The organism is Rhizobium sp. BK196 (assembly GCF_014193255.1).
In the GTDB taxonomy this organism is placed as follows: Bacteria; Pseudomonadota; Alphaproteobacteria; order Rhizobiales; family Rhizobiaceae; genus Rhizobium.
The window spans coordinates 20989-37409 of the sequence record NZ_JACHZB010000010.1 but is presented as its reverse complement, the minus strand read 5'-3'; the positions used below and the strand labels follow the sequence as shown (position 1 = coordinate 37409).

Annotated in this window: 17 protein-coding genes; 8 read left to right on the top strand and 9 right to left on the bottom strand. The window is 59.5% G+C overall.

Annotated elements, in window-relative coordinates; genetic code table 11:
- Positions 1-19 precede the first annotated feature (19 nt).
- On the top strand, positions 20-748 hold the full coding sequence (locus FHT78_RS25945; protein WP_183749435.1) for a Bax inhibitor-1/YccA family protein: 729 nt from the start codon (positions 20-22) through the stop codon (positions 746-748).
- Positions 749-859: 111 nt separating this feature from the next.
- Positions 860-1417, top strand: coding sequence for a GNAT family N-acetyltransferase (locus FHT78_RS25940; protein WP_183749434.1), 558 nt, complete (start codon positions 860-862; stop codon positions 1415-1417).
- A gap of 6 nt (positions 1418-1423) precedes the next feature.
- Here the strand turns inward: FHT78_RS25940 and FHT78_RS25935 are convergent, their stop codons facing one another.
- From FHT78_RS25935 to acnA, 3 genes are all read right to left on the bottom strand, one after another.
- On the bottom strand, positions 1424-1825 hold the full coding sequence (locus tag FHT78_RS25935; protein ID WP_183749433.1) for a DUF2794 domain-containing protein: 402 nt from the start codon (positions 1823-1825) through the stop codon (positions 1424-1426).
- Positions 1826-2098: 273 nt separating this feature from the next.
- Complete coding sequence (locus FHT78_RS25930) at positions 2099-2839, bottom strand: thioredoxin family protein (protein ID WP_183749432.1); 741 nt, start codon at positions 2837-2839, stop codon at positions 2099-2101.
- A gap of 239 nt (positions 2840-3078) precedes the next feature.
- A complete protein-coding gene (acnA, locus tag FHT78_RS25925; protein WP_183749431.1) occupies positions 3079-5769 on the bottom strand; it encodes an aconitate hydratase AcnA in 2691 nt (896 codons plus the stop codon).
- Positions 5770-6030: 261 nt separating this feature from the next.
- Between acnA and ccmA the strand changes: the two genes are divergently transcribed.
- From ccmA to FHT78_RS25900, 5 genes are read left to right on the top strand one after another with little or no spacing between them, the layout of a single operon-like run.
- Positions 6031-6672, top strand: a complete 642-nt coding sequence (gene ccmA, locus FHT78_RS25920; protein WP_183749430.1) for a heme ABC exporter ATP-binding protein CcmA — start codon at positions 6031-6033, stop codon at positions 6670-6672.
- Entirely contained in the window at positions 6669-7328 is a 660-nt protein-coding gene (ccmB, locus tag FHT78_RS25915) for a heme exporter protein CcmB (RefSeq protein WP_183749429.1), read from the top strand. Before ccmA ends, ccmB begins: the two co-directional genes overlap by 4 nt.
- A 48-nt stretch (positions 7329-7376) precedes the next feature.
- On the top strand, positions 7377-8138 hold the full coding sequence (locus FHT78_RS25910; RefSeq protein ID WP_183749428.1) for a heme ABC transporter permease: 762 nt from the start codon (positions 7377-7379) through the stop codon (positions 8136-8138).
- 2 nt (positions 8139-8140) lie between these two features.
- Positions 8141-8311, top strand: a complete 171-nt coding sequence (ccmD, locus tag FHT78_RS25905) for a heme exporter protein CcmD (protein ID WP_183749427.1) — start codon at positions 8141-8143, stop codon at positions 8309-8311.
- Positions 8308-8916: a DsbE family thiol:disulfide interchange protein gene (locus FHT78_RS25900; RefSeq protein ID WP_183749426.1), complete on the top strand. Its 609-nt coding sequence runs from the start codon at positions 8308-8310 to the stop codon at positions 8914-8916. Before ccmD ends, FHT78_RS25900 begins: the two co-directional genes overlap by 4 nt.
- On the opposite strand, the gene FHT78_RS25895 is transcribed toward FHT78_RS25900, so the two are convergent.
- From FHT78_RS25895 to FHT78_RS25870, 6 genes are all read right to left on the bottom strand, one after another.
- Positions 8913-9500 (bottom strand): DUF2585 domain-containing protein, encoded by a 588-nt coding sequence (locus tag FHT78_RS25895; RefSeq protein WP_183749425.1) that lies wholly within the window; start codon positions 9498-9500, stop codon positions 8913-8915. The two genes, FHT78_RS25900 and FHT78_RS25895, sit on opposite strands and share 4 nt — an antisense overlap.
- Positions 9497-10141, bottom strand: a complete 645-nt coding sequence (locus FHT78_RS25890) for a septation protein A (protein WP_183749424.1) — start codon at positions 10139-10141, stop codon at positions 9497-9499. The genes FHT78_RS25895 and FHT78_RS25890 overlap by 4 nt, the downstream gene beginning before the upstream one ends.
- Positions 10142-10201: 60 nt before the next feature.
- The gene (ftsY, locus tag FHT78_RS25885; protein ID WP_183749423.1) at positions 10202-11761 is read right to left on the bottom strand and encodes a signal recognition particle-docking protein FtsY; all 1560 of its coding nucleotides are present in this window, start codon (positions 11759-11761) and stop codon (positions 10202-10204) included.
- A 15-nt stretch (positions 11762-11776) separates the two neighbouring features.
- Positions 11777-13051 (bottom strand): tRNA (N(6)-L-threonylcarbamoyladenosine(37)-C(2))-methylthiotransferase MtaB, encoded by a 1275-nt coding sequence (gene mtaB / locus FHT78_RS25880; RefSeq protein ID WP_183749422.1) that lies wholly within the window; start codon positions 13049-13051, stop codon positions 11777-11779.
- On the bottom strand, positions 13048-13950 hold the full coding sequence (dapF, locus tag FHT78_RS25875) for a diaminopimelate epimerase (protein WP_183749421.1): 903 nt from the start codon (positions 13948-13950) through the stop codon (positions 13048-13050). Before dapF ends, mtaB begins: the two co-directional genes overlap by 4 nt.
- A 168-nt stretch (positions 13951-14118) precedes the next feature.
- Positions 14119-14343: a hypothetical protein gene (locus tag FHT78_RS25870; protein WP_183749420.1), complete on the bottom strand. Its 225-nt coding sequence runs from the start codon at positions 14341-14343 to the stop codon at positions 14119-14121.
- 483 nt (positions 14344-14826) lie between these two features.
- Here FHT78_RS25870 and ffh point away from each other — a divergent pair, with 483 nt between their 5' ends.
- Positions 14827-16410, top strand: coding sequence for a signal recognition particle protein (gene ffh, locus FHT78_RS25865; RefSeq protein WP_183749419.1), 1584 nt, complete (start codon positions 14827-14829; stop codon positions 16408-16410).
- Positions 16411-16421: the final 11 nt, after the last annotated feature.

The window sequence follows — 16421 nt, the reverse complement described above, 5'->3', positions numbered from 1 at the left end:
GAGCTTGTAAGAGGAAACTATGGCTGACCTTCGTAACTACCAAAGCCGCGCACAAACCGGCGAAGTGATTGATCAAGGCCTCCGCGCTTATATGCTCAAGGTCTACAACCTGATGGCGCTGGGTCTGGCGATCACTGGTTTGGCCGCCTATTTCGCATTCACCTTCGCCGTCCAGGACGGCCAGCTCACCCAGTTCGGCCAGGTCCTGTACCAGTCGCCCCTGCGCTGGGTCGTGATCCTTGCGCCTCTTGCGGCGGTCTTCTTCCTGAGCTTCCGCATCAACCGCATGAGCGTGGCTGCGGCTCAGACAACCTTCTGGATCTATGCTGCACTGGTCGGTCTCTCGCTGTCGTCGATCTTCCTGATCTACACGCAATCGAGCATCACGCAGACCTTCTTCGTGACGGCCGCCTCCTTCGGCGCGCTGTCGCTCTTCGGCTACACGACCAAGCGTGATCTGTCGGCGATGGGTTCGTTCCTGATCATGGGTCTCTTCGGCCTGATCATCGCTTCGCTGGTCAACATCTTCCTGGCTTCGTCCGCCCTTCAGTTCGCGATCTCCGTGATCGGTGTGCTGATCTTCGCAGGCCTGACCGCCTACGATACCCAGCGGATCAAGGAAATGTATTATGAAGCAGACGGTTATGACGTCGCAGGCCGCAAGGCCATTATGGGCGCGTTGACGCTCTACCTCGACTTCATCAACCTCTTCATGTTCCTGCTGCAGTTCATGGGCAACCGCAAATAAGCAGTTTGTACTGAAACACGAAAAGGCGGCTTCGGCCGCCTTTTTTGTTGCAGGCTGTTCGCCGGAGTGCTTCAACATAGACCTTCATCCAACCGTGCCGATCGATCTGAAATGCTCCCTCTCCTGCGCGACGCCCTTCCTTCCGATCTTCCCGCCATCACTGAAATCTATCGCGAATCCGTGCTGAACGGCACTTCGAGCTACGAGATCGTGCCACCGGCCGAGACGGAAATGTCGGCTCGCTACTCCGCTATTTGCAAGCAGGGCTATACCTACATCGCCGCAACAGCCGAAGACGGAACACTGCTTGGCTATGCCTACGCATCGGCATTCCGGACCCGTCCGGCCTATCGCTGGCTGGTCGAGGATTCGATTTATCTGGGTACGGGCGCGCGCGGCAAGGGCATCGGCAAGCTGCTCCTTGGAGAACTGATTTCGCGCTGCACCGTCTCGGGCTTCCGCCAGATGACCGCTGTCATCGGCGGTGCAAGCTCTGCTTCGATTGCCCTCCACCGTTCGCTGGGTTTCGAAGAGATCGGTCTGATGAAAGGTGCCGGCTACAAGCACGGCCGCTGGTTGGATACGATGCTGATGCAGCGCGCACTCGGCCAAGGAACGGAAACCCATCCCGATCCTGATGGCTATCCAGGCACGCTGTTCAAGGGATGATTTAGCCTACTTGTCGACGAGCTTCAGCGTCTTATCGAAAACTTTCAGCACCGGACCGAGTTCGTGGCCGCGCTTCAGGATCATGCCATTGACGTTTACGACCGAATAAGCGCCCTGTTTGGCGGCAAGCTTTGGATTCTTCTCGATGCGGAAGAGCGGCATTTCGCCTGAGCGCTTGAAGACGGAGAACACCGCCTTCTCCTTGGTGTGGTCGATGGCATAGTCTTTCCACTCGCCCTCACCCACCATGCGACCGTAAATCCATAGAATCTGGTCGAGTTCCCGCCGGTGAAATGTCACCGGTACCGGGTCTTTATTCTGTTTGTATTCCTTGAGATCAACGACGGTTGAAGAGCTATTGTCGACGGAGCGGCTTTCGCCGCGTCGCAAATCCGGCGTATCTGTCATCAGAATCCCAAGGCCTCCACATGTGACAGGAGAGTGACAGTTTGCCCGAGCCGCGGCAAATTGCAAGGGAAAGGGCTGTCATTCTGAGGACGAAACCGCCTTTCTCCGCCGTGCCGCATTTCAGTCAAAACAGCGCCTCATTTCCAAGAGAACTATAGGCTCCAGTTTGGCGCCAGCGCGCCAAAGGGCCCGGCGGAGCGTATCGACCTTAACCCCAGCCCCGAATACGCTTGGCCGGGCCGCCTGGCGTTCTTCCGTAAGCGGATGAAATCATTAAATATTTTTCCCTGCCATGACAACCGTTGCGCCGAGGATCGCTCCCGGATCGCCGTTATCGGTCACAGATTGCAAGAGAATCGCAGATCCCTCGAGATCCGGTTTTTCCATCACGCTGGCCGGCAGAGTGATGGTCGTAGCCTTTCCATCCCACATCCCGACGGTCTCCACATCCGTCACACTGTGCAGGTAGGAAATCTTCTGGCCGCTGTTTTCGCCCCTCTCGACATTGATCGTTTTTTCCTTGTCGAAATAGACGATGACCACATTGGCCTTGCCCTGGCCGGCGCCCAGCTTGATCTCCAACTCATCGCCGCGCATGCGGGCGCTGACAGGCACGACCAGGCCTTTGCCCTCATCGGCATAGCCGTTTATTTTGCCGTTGATGCCGGCGAGGTCGGCGCCTGCGAGATGGTCACGGCCATTGACGATTGCCTGCGGCGTATAGACGTTGCTGCGGCCCATCATGCGGGCATAGCCGTACTGCCGCGCGGTATTTTCCTTTGAGCTCAGCGTGTCGGCCCAGCCGAGATAATTCCAGTAATCGACATGATAGGCGAGCGCGATGACGTTGCCCTGGCTGACGAGCTTGCGAAATGCGGCATCGGCCGGCGGACAGGAGGAGCAGCCTTGCGATGTGAACAGCTCAACGACGCCTTTCGGCGTACCGTCTGCAGCCAAGAGCGGACCTGCGAAAGCAAGTCCGGCGATCAGCGGGATCATAAAACGCGGGGGCATTCACCAGCACCTCTTTTCCAGGACCGGCAGCGGTCCTGAACCGCCGGCTCCGAGATATGAACGTACGAATAATCGTTCCGGGTCCAAACGGAAAGTCACGAAGGGGTGAGACGGAGCCGGAGCAGGGGCGACCGAGACACATCATCGTGAGCAGTGAAACAGCCCCCGTTTTCCGCAAAGAAAAACCGCCGGGAAACTGCTTCCCGGCGGCCATTATCATCAGGCAAATATCTTAACAATCAGGCTGCGAGATCGCGCAGAACCGTCTGCAGGATGCCGCCATTGTTCAGGTAGACCACCTCATCGAGCGTATCCACACGCGACAGCAGTGGAACGTCCTTCACCGTGCCGTCGGCATAGGTGATCTTGGCAATCTTCCTTTCGCGCGGCTTGATATTCTCAAGACCTTCGATGGTGACGAGTTCGTCGCCCTTCAGGTCGAGGCTCTGCCAGGTCGTGCCCTCTTCGAAGACGAAGGGGATGACACCCATGCCGACGAGGTTCGAACGGTGAATACGCTCGAAGCTCTGGGCGATCACGGCCTTGACGCCGAGCAGGTTCGTACCCTTCGCAGCCCAGTCACGCGACGAGCCGTTGCCATACTCCACGCCCGCGAAGATGACGAGCGGAACGCCCTCGGCCTTGTACTGCATGGCCGCATCGTAGATCGAGGTCTCTTCCTTGGACGGGTAGTGGATGGTGTAGCCACCTTCCTTGCCGTTCGCGCCAAGCATGAAGTTGCGGATGCGGATATTGGCGAAGGTGCCGCGCATCATGACTTCATGGTTGCCGCGGCGCGTTCCGTACTGGTTGAAGTCGGCAACCGCAACATCATGGCCAAGCAGGTAGGCGCCTGCCGGCGACGCAGCCTTGATCGAACCGGCCGGAGAAATGTGGTCGGTGGTGATCTTGTCGCCGAAGAGACCGAGAACACGGGCGCCTTTGATATCGGAAACGCCGGTGCCCTTCTTGCCCATGCCGACGAAGTACGGGGGGTTCTGGACATAGGTTGACTCGTCGTCCCAGGCATAGGTCTGGCCGGGGGGAACCTGAACGGCCTGCCAGTTTTCGTCACCCTTGAAGACGTCAGCGTACTTTGTTTCGTAGAGTTCGCGGGTGACGTACTTCAGGATGAATTCCTGAACTTCCTTTGAAGTCGGCCAGATATCCTTGAGATAAACCGGCTTGCCATTCTGGTCTTCGCCAATCGGCTCCTTGGTCAGATCCTTCTGAACCGTACCGGCAAGAGCGTAGGCGACGACGAGCGGCGGCGAAGCGAGATAGTTCGCCTGGACATCCGGCGAGATACGGCCTTCGAAGTTGCGGTTGCCCGAGAGCACGCCGGAAACGATGAGACCCTTATCGTTGATCGTCTTGGAGATCGGCGCCGGCAACGGACCGGAATTGCCGATGCAGGTCGTGCAGCCGAAGCCGACGAGGTTGAAGCCGAGCTTGTCGAGGTCGGCCTGCAGGCCGGACTTGGCGAGATATTCGCCGACGACTTGCGATCCCGGAGCAAGGGAGGTCTTGACCCAAGGCTTGGTCTTCAAACCCTTGGCAACAGCGTTGCGGGCAAGAAGGCCGGCGGCGATCAGCACCGATGGGTTAGAGGTGTTGGTGCAGGAGGTGATGGCGGCAATCGCCACGTCACCATGGCCGAGATCGAAATCCGTGCCTTCGACCGCATAGCGGTTCGAAAGCTGGCCGGGCTTCTTGTAGTCGGCATCCATCGAGCCGGCGAAACCGGAGGCGATGTTTTCGAGCGCGATGCGGCCTTCCGGACGCTTCGGGCCGGCCATCGACGGGACGACGTCGCCGAGGTCGAGTTCCAGCGTGTCGGTGAAGACGAGGTCGGAACCGTCACCTTCGCGCCACATGCCCTGAGCCTTCGAATAGGCTTCGACGAGCGCGATCCGGTCATGTGTGCGGCCGGACATGGTCAGGTAGTTTATGGTTTCGCCGTCGACCGGGAAGAAGCCGCAGGTCGCGCCGTATTCCGGACCCATGTTGCCGATCGTCGCGCGGTCCGCGAGCGGCATGTTATCCATGCCCGGACCGAAGAATTCGACAAACTTGGAGACGACGCCCTTCTTACGCAGCATCTGCACGACGGTCAGAACGAGATCGGTCGCGGTGACGCCTTCCTTCAGCTTGCCGGTCAACTTGAAGCCGATGACCTCAGGCAGAAGCATCGAAACCGGCTGGCCGAGCATGGCGGCTTCAGCTTCGATACCGCCGACACCCCAGCCGAGAACGCCGAGACCGTTGATCATCGTCGTGTGCGAATCCGTCCCGACGCAGGTGTCCGGATAGGCGATCGTTTCGCCATCCTCTTCCTTCGTCCAGACGGTCTGGCCGAGATATTCGAGATTGACCTGGTGACAGATGCCGGTGCCCGGAGGAACGACGCGGAAGTTCTTGAAGGCCTGCTGGCCCCACTTCAGGAAGCGGTAGCGCTCGCCATTGCGCTGGTATTCCAGCTCAACGTTCTTGGCGAAAGCCTGCGGCGTGCCGAATTCATCGACGATGACGGAGTGGTCGATGACGAGGTCGACGGGAACCAGCGGGTTGATCTTTTCCGGATCGCCACCGAGGGAAACCATCGCGTCGCGCATTGCGGCAAGGTCAACGACGGCGGGAACGCCGGTGAAGTCCTGCATCAGCACGCGCGCCGGGCGATAGGCGATTTCGTTCTCGACGGCGCCCTTATTGTTCAGCCATTCGGCGACAGCAAGGATGTGCTCCTTGGTAACCGACTGACCATCTTCGAAGCGCAGCAGGTTTTCCAGCAGCACCTTCATCGAATAGGGGAGCTTCGACACGCCGGGCAGGCCGTTTGCCTCAGCCTTCGGCAGGCTGTAGTAGACGTAGTCCTTTCCACCGACGGAAAGCGTGGACCGACAATTGAAACTGTCAAGAGATTTAGACACGAGAGACCCCGTTTCTGATAGCCAACACAGTCGTGCGAACGCCTATGCACTTAATGCACATCAGGATGCGGGTACGGCCATTTCCGCTGTCCGCACGTGAGGAGAAAACCCCAAGTTCGGCGCAAGGATGAAATTCACGCCGACCGCTGGCGTGGTTGCAGGTCTTATAGATAATTTCGTAAAGACTTGCCATAGCGACAAAGGTCAAAATCGGACATTTTTTGAGCTTGCCGATGGTGCCAATGAAGAAAGAACCGATGCATGCATCTCACCGCTGAAAATCTGGCAGCCCGGCGCGGTGAGGATCTGATTTTCGTTAACGTTTCCTTTAGCTTGCAGGCCGGCGAAGCCCTGATTCTGACGGGTAAAAACGGATCGGGAAAGTCCACTTTATTGCGCGTTATCGCCGGTCTTTTGCGGCCGGAAAAAGGCTCTGTCACAGTCTCCGATTCGGTCGATGCCGAGAGGCATCCGGCAGCCGTAGCCAGCCACTACCTTGGCCATCGTAATGCCATGAAGACTGAACTTACAGTTGCGGAGAATTTGGATTTCTGGAGGTCCTTCCTTGGACCTGGAAAAGCCGGCCTGAGCACTGAGGAAGCCGCCGAAGCCGTCGGCCTGCCCGGCATCACCCACCTGCCCTTCGGCTACCTCTCGGCCGGCCAACAGCGGCGCTTCGCCTTCGCCAAGCTTCTGGTCGCGCATCGCCCGGTCTGGATCTTGGACGAACCGACTGCCGCGCTGGATGCAAGTGCGGACAGGTTGTTTACGGAATTGATCGAAATGCATCTCAGGGAAGGCGGGATTGTCGTCGCCGCGACGCATCAGCCTCTTGGGTTGAAAGAGACCAGGGAACTGAGAATGACCGGTTTCACCGGGGTGGAGCAGGGGGTGTGGGGATGATCGCCCTTTTCCTGCGCGACCTGAGACTCTCCATTCGCGCCGGCGGCGGCGCGCTGATCGGCATACTCTTCTTCCTGACGGTCGTCGCAGTCATTCCCTTCGGTGTCGGACCCGATCTTGCGCTTCTCTCACGCATCGGGCCGGCTATCGTCTGGATCGGCGCGCTGCTCGCTGCCCTGCTCGGGCTTGACCGCCTGTTCCAGGCGGAGCGTGACGACGGTTCGCTCGATTTGATGCTGATGCAGGAAACGCCGCTGGTGCTGACTGTGCTCATCAAATGTGCCGCGCACTGGACGGCGACCAGCCTGCCACTCGTCATCGCCTCCCCATTGCTCGGCCTCTTCATGAATATGAACGAAACGGCGATCGGCGCGACCATGCTGACGCTCCTTGTCGGCTCGCCGGCGATCACCTTCATTGGCGCTGTCGGTGCAGCCGTTGCCGTAGCACTGCCGCGTGGCGGCCTGCTGGTCTCGGTACTCATCCTGCCGCTGACGATCCCGGTGCTGATCTTCGGCGTCAGCGCCACCTATGCAGCGGTCGTGGGACCGTCGCCCTTCCTGCCGCCATTTCTGATCCTCATTGCCCTGACGCTCTTCTTCGCCGTCATCGGTCCGGCGGCAGCAGCCCTTGCGCTGAGAAACACGGCGGATTGATCGGTGCTTCGATTGCGGCTCCGGGCAGATCAAGGTAAGGAAGCGGATATGAGCGAAACGAGCCTTGCCATCAGCAAATTCAGCGATCTCGCCAACCCGACGCGGTTTCTGGCACTGGCATCGCGCGTCATTCCATGGCTGGCCGGCATCACGGCCCTCTGTTTTATCATCGGCCTCTATCTGAGCTTCTCGACCGAGGGCGATTATCAGCAGGGCGAGACGGTGCGCATCATGTATGTGCATGTGCCCGCCGCCTGGCTCTCCATGATGTGCTATACGATCATGAGCATTTCGGCGATCGGTACGCTCGTCTGGCGCCATCCGCTGGCAGATGTTTCGGCCAAGGCTGCAGCTCCGCTCGGCGCCGCCTTCACCCTGCTTGCGCTCGTCACCGGCTCGCTCTGGGGCAAGCCTATGTGGGGCACATGGTGGGTCTGGGACGCGCGGCTTACTTCCGTCTTCATTCTCTTCCTGATGTATCTCGGCCTGATCGCGCTGAACCGCGCCATGGACGATCCATCCAGGGCTGCGCGCGTTACCGCCATCCTGATCCTTGTCGGCTTCGTCAATATCCCAATCATCAAGTTCTCAGTCGACTGGTGGAACACGCTGCATCAATCGGCAAGCGTCCTGCGCCTCGATGGACCGGCGATCGATCCGGAATTCCTGCGCCCGCTGCTGATCATGGCAATTGCCTTCACCCTGCTCTTCTTCACGCTGCATCTGATGGCGATGAGAAACGAGATCTGGCGCCGCCGTATCGCCTCCCAGCGCCGTATGGCCGCCCGCATGGCGAGCCGGGAAGAATAGCGATGGGCAGCTACGCTTTCTATGTCTACGGCTCCTACGGTTTCGCCGCTCTGGTAACGATTGCGGTAACACTCTGGACCTGGTCTGACGGACGCGCGCGTCAAAAGGAATTGGCCGCGCTCGAAGCCGCCGGCATCAGACGCCGTTCCGCCCGACTGAAGGATAGCGAATGACTGAAGCTCAGCAAGACAACAGGCCGAAAAGCCGCGGCTTCAGCCGCTATGTTTTTGCCCTGATCCCGCTTGTCGTCTTCGGTGGCATTGCCGCGACGGCAGCGAAAATGCTCTACGACCAGGATTTCCATGGCAAGAATATCGCCGAAATCCCCTCCGCCTTGATCGGCACCAAGGCGCCATCGCTGAACCTGCCGTCACTCGAAGGCTCCAATCTGCCGGCACTGACGGATGAAGCGGTCAAGGGCAAGCTCACCCTCGTCAATGTCTTCGCCTCCTGGTGCATTCCCTGCCGCGATGAACATCCCCTTCTCAAGCAGCTTGCCGAGGACGGGCGGCTGAACATCGTCGCGATCAACTATAAGGACAAGAACGAGAACGCCCTGCGTTTCCTCGGTGAGCTCGGCAATCCCTATCACGCCATCGGCGTCGATCCGAACGGCAAGGCGGCGATCGACTGGGGCGTCTACGGCATTCCGGAAAGCTATCTCGTCTCGTCCGATGGGACGATCATCTACAAGCGTGTTGGCCCCTTCGACGACACTAGCCTGAAGGAGGGTCTTTTTCCAGCAATGGAAAAAGCGCTCGGCAAGCCGGCTTCCTAAACTCCGCCCTGCCAGACCTTGATCGCCTCGACCGGCCAGATCAGCATCAGCACATTCAGCGTCAGATTGTCCCGGATCACGTAACCGGTGAAAATCTCGAAGAAGATGGCAATGGCAACCGTAACCGCCACGGGCGCTCTCGAGGCGAAGAAGAAGCCGACCGCCATGAAGATCGCGTCCATCGCCGAATTGATGATGCTGTCGCCGTAATAGTCGAGCGAGATCGTCGCCGTGCGGTAGCGATCGATGATCAGGGGAGAATTTTCCAGAAGCTCCCAGCCGGATTCGATGAGAACAGCCAACAGCAGGCGCGCCGCAAACGGCTTGCCGCGAAGCACGAGATGCGCCAGCCCGTAGAACAGGAAGCCGTGGATGATATGCGACGGCGTATACCAGTCGGACAGATGCTGGGAATTGCCGCTGGAATTGACCGTTCCTTCCCACAGCTTGATGTAGCCGCAAGTGCAGATCGGCACCCGGCCCATCAGATATTCGGCAACGATCTGGACGACCAGCACCGCAAGACAGGCAGAAAACCAGAAGATCTGATGCCGCGCTCGGTCGGCGCTCTCGATAGCAGTCACTTCTCGCTTTCAGCCTCGGTGGAAATGCTGTGCTTCAGCACCAGCGGCATCTGCGCCATGGTGAAGATAATGGTGATCGGCATCGTGCCCCAGACCTTGAAGGCGATCCAGAAATTATCCGAGAAATTGCGCCAGACCACCTCGTTCAGTACTGCGAGGAACAGGAAGAAGATGCCCCATCGGATCGTCAGCTTGCGCCAGCCTTCGGCATCGAGCTGGAAGGCGGCGTTGAAGACATAGCCGAGTAAAGACTTGCCGAAGGCGAGACCGCCAAGCAGGGTAAAGCCGAAAAGCGCGTTGACGATTGTCGGCTTCATTTTGATGAAGGTTTCATTCTGCAGCCAGATCGACAGCGAGCCGAAGATCAGCACGACGATCCCCGAAACGAACGGCATGATCGGCAGATGGCCAAGCATGATCTTGGAAACCACCAGCGAGAGAATGGTTGCGCCCATGAACAGCCCTGTCGCCACGAAGAGGGGACCGCCGAGCTCAGCCAACGCCGGAAAACGGGCGACGAGCCATTCACCACGCAGATTGGCAAAGAAAAAGACCAGAAGCGGCCCGAGTTCCAGCGCCAGTTTCAGAAGCGGATGATGCCGGTCTGCGGCGCTGGGAGTAATATCGCTTTCAGTCGTCATGCTTCTTCAAACCTGCTTTTTTTGCAATGCATGCAAGCCATCAACGGCTAATCTGTGGCATCATTGGCTGATACCGGCAATGGCCTGCGCAAAATCCTCGGCCTCGAACGGTTCGAGATCGTCGACCCCTTCCCCAACGCCAATGAAATAGACCGGCAGCTTATGCTTGGCGGAGATCGCCACCAGGATGCCGCCGCGCGCCGTGCCGTCAAGCTTGGTCATGATCAGCCCGCTGACGCCGGCAACATTGCGGAAGATCTCAACCTGATTGAGCGCATTCTGTCCGGTTGTTGCATCGAGTGTCTGGAGCACGGTATGCGGCGCATCGGGATCGAGCTTGCCGAGCACGCGCACGATCTTTTCCAGTTCGGCCATCAGCTCTGCCTTGTTCTGCAGTCGGCCGGCCGTATCGATGATCAGCACATCGCATTTCCTGGCCTTCGCCTGTTCGAAGGCGTCATAGGCAAGACCCGCCGCATCCGCACCCAGCTTAGTGCCGATGAATTCGGATTTGGTGCGATCGGCCCAGATCTTCAGCTGCTCGATGGCGGCTGCGCGGAATGTATCGCCGGCCGCCAGCATGACCTTGAGGCCGGAACCGGACAGCTTGGCCGCAAGCTTGCCGATAGTCGTTGTCTTGCCGGTACCGTTGACGCCGACGACGAGGATGACGTGCGGCTTGTGCGAGAGATCGAGCTGCAGCGGCTTGGCGACCGGCTTCAGCACCTTGGCGATTTCAGCCGCCATGATGCGGCTGACATCCTCACCGGTCACATCCTTGCCGTAACGTTCGGAAGCGAGCGTATCAGTCACGCGCATTGCCGTCTCGACGCCGAGATCGGCCTGAATGAGCAGATCTTCGAGATCCTGCAACGTCTCATCATCGAGCTTGCGCTTGGTGAAGAGCGCAGCGATCTGGCCGGTGAGCTGCGAGGATGTGCGCGCCAGACCATTGCGCAGGCGCTGGAACCAGGAAAGTCTCGGCTGGGGCGCCACCGCAGGTTCAGGTTCGGCTTGCGGTCCGGTGGCAAAGCCTCTGGGAAGGATGGGATTCGGCGGCGATTCGGCGGGGGTGACATCCCCCTCTGTCCTGCCGGACATCTCCCCCACAAGGGGGGAGATTGGGAAGGATTGAGAACCTTGCTCCACCTCCACCGGAATATTCTGCGCCTCCTCCGCCGGAATCTCCTCTGGAAATACTTCCGTAGGCTCGACTCTGCCTTCCTCTCTCACGGCAGCGTCATCCTCCAAACGATCTCCCCCCTTGTGGGGGAGATGTCCCGAAGGGACAGAGGGGGGTGCTACCGCAGCGTCATCTGCATTCGCTTCCGCCTCGGCTTCCAACAGCGACAGGGGAACCACGCCCATGTCGCCCAGATCATCGACGGTCGGGAGCAATTCCGACTGAGCTTCAACCGGTTCTTGCTCGGCGAGAGCTTCATCGATATCCGCCGCCGGCCCGCCGGCCGTATCCATTTCCTCGGCAAGAACAGGATCGGCCGCAATTGGCAGATCTTCGTCGCGCGAGCGCGGCTCCAGCTCCCGTTCAGCAGCCTCTGGCACAGGCTCTTCCGCCGGCTTGCCGAAGGTGAAGACCTTTTTGATGAAACTGAGCGCCATGAGCTGTCCGTGAAGTCAGGCCGCCGCGGCAGCCGTCAATTGCATGTCGAGATGCTTGCCGTTGTGGCCTGATATCGTCGCTTCGACGATATCGCGCGGGCGAAGGCCGGGCACGGCAACAAGCGTGAAGTTTTCCGTGTGGGCAAGACCGTTATTTTCTACCAGCAGCCATTGCCGCGTTCCGACCATCTTGTCCAGATGGCGCTGGTACAGCATCTGTCCAGTGGCGCGGAGGCGAGCGGCACGTTCCTTGATGAGCAAGCGATCGAGCTGCGGCATGCGCGCGGCAGGCGTGCCGGGCCGTGGACTGTAGGGGAAGACGTGCAGATGCGCGATGTCGGCTTCCTCGGCAAGGCGCATTGCGTTCCCGAACATCTCTTCGGTCTCCGTCGGGAAGCCGGCGATCATGTCTGCACCAAAGCTGATCTCCGGCCGCAGCCGGCGCACGTCTTCGATGAAACGCAGAGCATTGGCACGCAAATGACGGCGTTTCATGCGCTTGAGAATCATATCGTCGCCGTGTTGCAGGGAAAGATGCAGATGCGGCATGAAGCGCGGTTCGTCCGCAATGAGGTCCATGAGATGGCGGTCGGCCTCGATACTGTCGATCGAAGATAGCCGCAGCCTGCGTATGTCGGGAACCTGCTTGAGCAGCGTCTTTGCGAGCAGCCCAAGCGTCGGCTCGCCGGGAAGATCTGCGCCATAGCTCGTAGCATCGACGCCGGTCAGCACGATTTCGCGATAGCCGCCTGCCACGAGACTGTGCGCCTGTTCGACCACCGCCCCCATCGGCACGGAACGCGAATTGCCGCGGCCATAGGGGATGATGCAGAAGGTGCAGCGGTGGTCGCAGCCGTTCTGCACCTGGATGAAGGCGCGCACGTGGCCATCGATATGCTTGACCATCTGCGGCGCGGTGTGGCGAACGCTCATGATGTCGTTGACACGCAGCTTCTCTTCCGCCGAAACGCCGAAATCGGGAAGCGCGCGATAGGAGGCGGCCTTCAGCTTCTCTTCATTGCCGAGCACGGCATCGACCTCGGCCATTTCTGCGAAGGTCTGCTTTTCCGTCTGGGCTGCACAGCCGGTGACGATGATGCGGGCATGCGGATTGTCGCGGCGCGCGCGGCGGATCGCCTGTCGGGCCTGGCGCACGGCCTCGCCGGTCACGGCACAGGTATTGACCAGAATGGCATTGTTGAGCCCGGCCGCTTCGGCCTGCGATCTCATGACTTCGGATTCATAGGTATTGAGACGGCAGCCGAAGGTAATGACCTCGACGCCGCTCACCGCGCTTCCGCCCCACGTTCGGCATCGCGGGACCATGTGCCGGTCGAAGGATCGAGCGCACCGGACCATTCCCATTCGGCAGGGCCGGTCATGACGACATGGTCGTCTTCGCGCCAGTCGATGACCAGCGGCTGGCGGATCGGGCTGGAGGCGACATCGATCGTCACCTTGCGGCCGGTGCGGCCGGTGCGCGCGGCACTGACGGCAGAGGCGCAGGCGGCCGAACCGCAGGCAAGCGTCAGGCCTGCTCCGCGCTCCCAGGTGCGCGTCCGCAGCGCCGAATCCGAGATGACCTGCGCCAGCGTGATATTCGCCTTTTCCGGGAACATCGGATGGTTTTCGAGCAACGGCCCGAAACGTTCGAGATCGAAGCTCATCGGATCGCGGTCGACCCAGAAGATCGCATGCGGATTACCCATCGACATGGCCGAAGGCGAATGCAGCACCGGATTGTCGATCGGCCCGATCTGCAGCTCGATGCGGCTCGTATCGTGAAATTCTTCCGCAAGCGGAATACGGTTCCATTCGAAAACCGGTTGTCCCATATCGACGGAGATCGTGCCGTCCTCATGCTCGACTGCGTTCAGGATGCCGGCGACCGTCTGGAAGGTGAAGGCCTTCTTGCCGGTCTCGGCGGCAAGCGCCTGCACGACGCAGCGCGTACCATTGCCGCAGGCCTGTGCCTTCGAACCATCGGAATTGAGGATGTCGATGTAGGCGTCGGTTCCCTGCGCCTTCGGATCATGGATGGCCATGATCTGATCGAACTGCGTTTCTGCATCCGTATTGAGTGCGACCGCCGCCTGCGGCGTCACCTTGTCGGTCCGCCCGCGCATGTCGATAACCAGGATCTTGTTGCCAAGCCCGTTCATCTTCGCGAATTCGACCGTGTTACTCATCTGACTATTTCCGCTGCGTTTTGGCTGTATATGGCGGAAATGCTCGGGGATTACCAGTGGGTGAGCACCAAGCGAGCCTCGTCCTCTTTCTTACGCATAAAGGCTAGGCCCGCGAAATCAGAACGGGTACGGCACCGTCAGCCTTTGCAAACCAGGCGAAATACGGATCTACCGCACCGTGCCTTCAGAATTGAGAGACGCCGCGTGGGCTTCGACGATAGCAGCGGTAATGACCTTTCTGAGCTCATAGACCAGCAACCGAGACCGTTTGCGATCCAGGTCCTGTGCCGCCTTCGCCAAATTCAGGCCTTCGCGCAGAACTATATTATGGGCACGCGCCAGCGCCCAGCTTTCTATGTCTGGATTTATCATTTGATATCTCCGCCGATTCATTCGGCATCAAGGATATTCACGAATCATTTTACAGAATTTACTTAAGTGGAAAGTAGAATCAGAAGCGGAATATTTTGCAACTGGCATTTCGCGCGAATTCGGCTTACCGATCAAAATATTCAACTAAACATCGACGAATTTTAAAGCGATTATGTTAGTATGTATATATACTTCCGTCGCGCGACCGGCTGCATAGCGGAATATCCCCACACCAGTCCTGCCGCACGACGTCGAAAAAGCCTGCGACGACGCCGTTGAACGCATTCGCCTTGACTTTCCCGCAGCTTTCCTGTTTATCACGCCAAATCTGCGACGAGTAACAGACTCCGAGCCGCCGACCGGAACACTGGATTCCGGAGGTCAACACCCGACAGCGCGCTGCGCCCTCGGGTGCTTTTTGGCTTTGCGTCTTGTTTTCGTCAAGGAAAAGCACGACGTTCCAGGGCATCCAAAAACTCCCCGAAACGTAGCAAGGAAGAGCTGATGTTTGAGAACCTCCAGGACCGTCTTGGTTCCATCCTGAATGGACTGACAGGCCGTGGCGCGCTTTCGGAAAGTGATGTTTCCGCGGCGCTGCGGGAGGTTCGCCGTGCGCTTCTGGAAGCCGACGTTTCGCTGGAAGTCGTCCGCTCCTTTACCGACCGCGTCCGTGAAAAGGCCATCGGCGCCGAGATCCTGAAGTCGATCAAGCCCGGCCAGATGGTCGTCAAGATCGTCCATGACGAGCTGATCGAAATGCTCGGTGGCGAAGGTGTCGGTGTCGACCTTCATGCAGCCGCCCCGGTCGTCATCATGATGGTCGGTCTGCAAGGCTCCGGTAAGACGACGACCACGGCAAAGATCGCCAACCGGCTGACGACGCGCGAGAAGAAAAAGGTGCTGATGGCATCGCTCGACACGCGCCGTCCGGCCGCGCAGGAGCAGCTTCGCCAGCTCGGCGCCCAGGCAAATATCGACACGCTACCGATCATCGCCGGCCAGTCTCCGACCGATATCGCCGCCCGCGCCGTCCAGGCCGCCAGGCTCGGCGGCCATGATGTCGTCATCCTCGATACCGCCGGCCGTACCCATATCGATGAACCCTTGATGGTCGAAATGGCCGACATCAAGAAGAAGTCGAACCCGCACGAAATCCTGTTGGTCGCCGATAGCTTGACCGGTCAGGACGCCGTCAACCTCGCCCGCAATTTCGACGAACGCGTCGGCATCACCGGCCTCGTGCTGACCCGTATGGACGGCGATGGCCGCGGTGGTGCTGCCCTTTCCATGCGCGCCGTCACCGGCAAGCCGATCAAGCTGATCGGCGTCGGCGAACGGATGGGCGAGCTGGAAGAATTCCACCCCCGCCGCATTGCAGACCGCATCCTCGGCATGGGTGACATCGTCTCGCTCGTCGAAAGGGCTGCCGAGAACATCGACGCCGAAAAAGCGGCCGCAATGGCCGCCAAAATGGCCAAGGGCAAGTTCGACCTGAACGACCTCGCCGACCAGTTGCGTCAGATGCAGAAGATGGGTGGCATGGGCGGCATTATGGGCCTGATGCCCGGCATGGCCGGCATGAAGGACAAGATGGCCGCCGCCGGCCTGGACGACAAGCTGTTCGGCCGCCAGATCGCCATCATCCAGTCGATGACCAAGGCCGAGCGCGCCAACCCTGATATGCTCAAGCATTCGCGCAAGAAGCGCATCGCCGCCGGCTCCGGCACCGATGCCGCTGCCATCAACAAGCTTCTGAAGATGCATCGGCAGATGGCCGACATGATGAAGATGATGGGCGGCAAGGGCAAAGGCGGCATGATGAAGCAGATGATGGGCGGCCTTGCCGGCAAGATGGGGTTGGGGGGCCTCGGCGGCATGGGCGGCATGCCTGACCTTTCGAATATCGACCCGAAGCAGCTGGAAGCCCTGCAGAAGCAGGCGGAAGCGGCAGGTCTCGGAAAGCCGGGTGGGGGTATGCCCGGTCTAGGCGGGGGCTTGCCGGGCGGATTGCCTGGTCTTGGCGGCGCAAAACTGCCGGGCCTCGGTGGTGGTTTCCCGGGCCTGCCCGGATTGCCCAAGAAGAAGTGAAAGGATCGCCT

Excerpts from the sequence above, each read along its gene's own strand:
- FHT78_RS25940 (WP_183749434.1), top strand. The coding sequence starts at position 860 with ATGCTCCCTCTCCTGCGCGACGCCCTTCCTTCCGATCTTCCCGCCATC.
- ffh (WP_183749419.1), top strand. The coding sequence starts at position 14,827 with ATGTTTGAGAACCTCCAGGACCGTCTTGGTTCCATCCTGAATGGACTG.
- ccmD (WP_183749427.1), top strand. The coding sequence starts at position 8,141 with ATGGGCAGCTACGCTTTCTATGTCTACGGCTCCTACGGTTTCGCCGCT.
- FHT78_RS25930 (WP_183749432.1), bottom strand. The coding sequence starts at position 2,839 with ATGCCCCCGCGTTTTATGATCCCGCTGATCGCCGGACTTGCTTTCGCA.
- FHT78_RS25945 (WP_183749435.1), top strand. The coding sequence starts at position 20 with ATGGCTGACCTTCGTAACTACCAAAGCCGCGCACAAACCGGCGAAGTG.
- dapF (WP_183749421.1), bottom strand. The coding sequence starts at position 13,950 with ATGAGTAACACGGTCGAATTCGCGAAGATGAACGGGCTTGGCAACAAG.
- FHT78_RS25900 (WP_183749426.1), top strand. The coding sequence starts at position 8,308 with ATGACTGAAGCTCAGCAAGACAACAGGCCGAAAAGCCGCGGCTTCAGC.
- ccmB (WP_183749429.1), top strand. The coding sequence starts at position 6,669 with ATGATCGCCCTTTTCCTGCGCGACCTGAGACTCTCCATTCGCGCCGGC.
- FHT78_RS25890 (WP_183749424.1), bottom strand. The coding sequence starts at position 10,141 with ATGACGACTGAAAGCGATATTACTCCCAGCGCCGCAGACCGGCATCAT.
- FHT78_RS25870 (WP_183749420.1), bottom strand. The coding sequence starts at position 14,343 with ATGAATCGGCGGAGATATCAAATGATAAATCCAGACATAGAAAGCTGG.
- ftsY (WP_183749423.1), bottom strand. The coding sequence starts at position 11,761 with ATGGCGCTCAGTTTCATCAAAAAGGTCTTCACCTTCGGCAAGCCGGCG.
- FHT78_RS25935 (WP_183749433.1), bottom strand. The coding sequence starts at position 1,825 with ATGACAGATACGCCGGATTTGCGACGCGGCGAAAGCCGCTCCGTCGAC.
- FHT78_RS25910 (WP_183749428.1), top strand. The coding sequence starts at position 7,377 with ATGAGCGAAACGAGCCTTGCCATCAGCAAATTCAGCGATCTCGCCAAC.
- ccmA (WP_183749430.1), top strand. The coding sequence starts at position 6,031 with ATGCATCTCACCGCTGAAAATCTGGCAGCCCGGCGCGGTGAGGATCTG.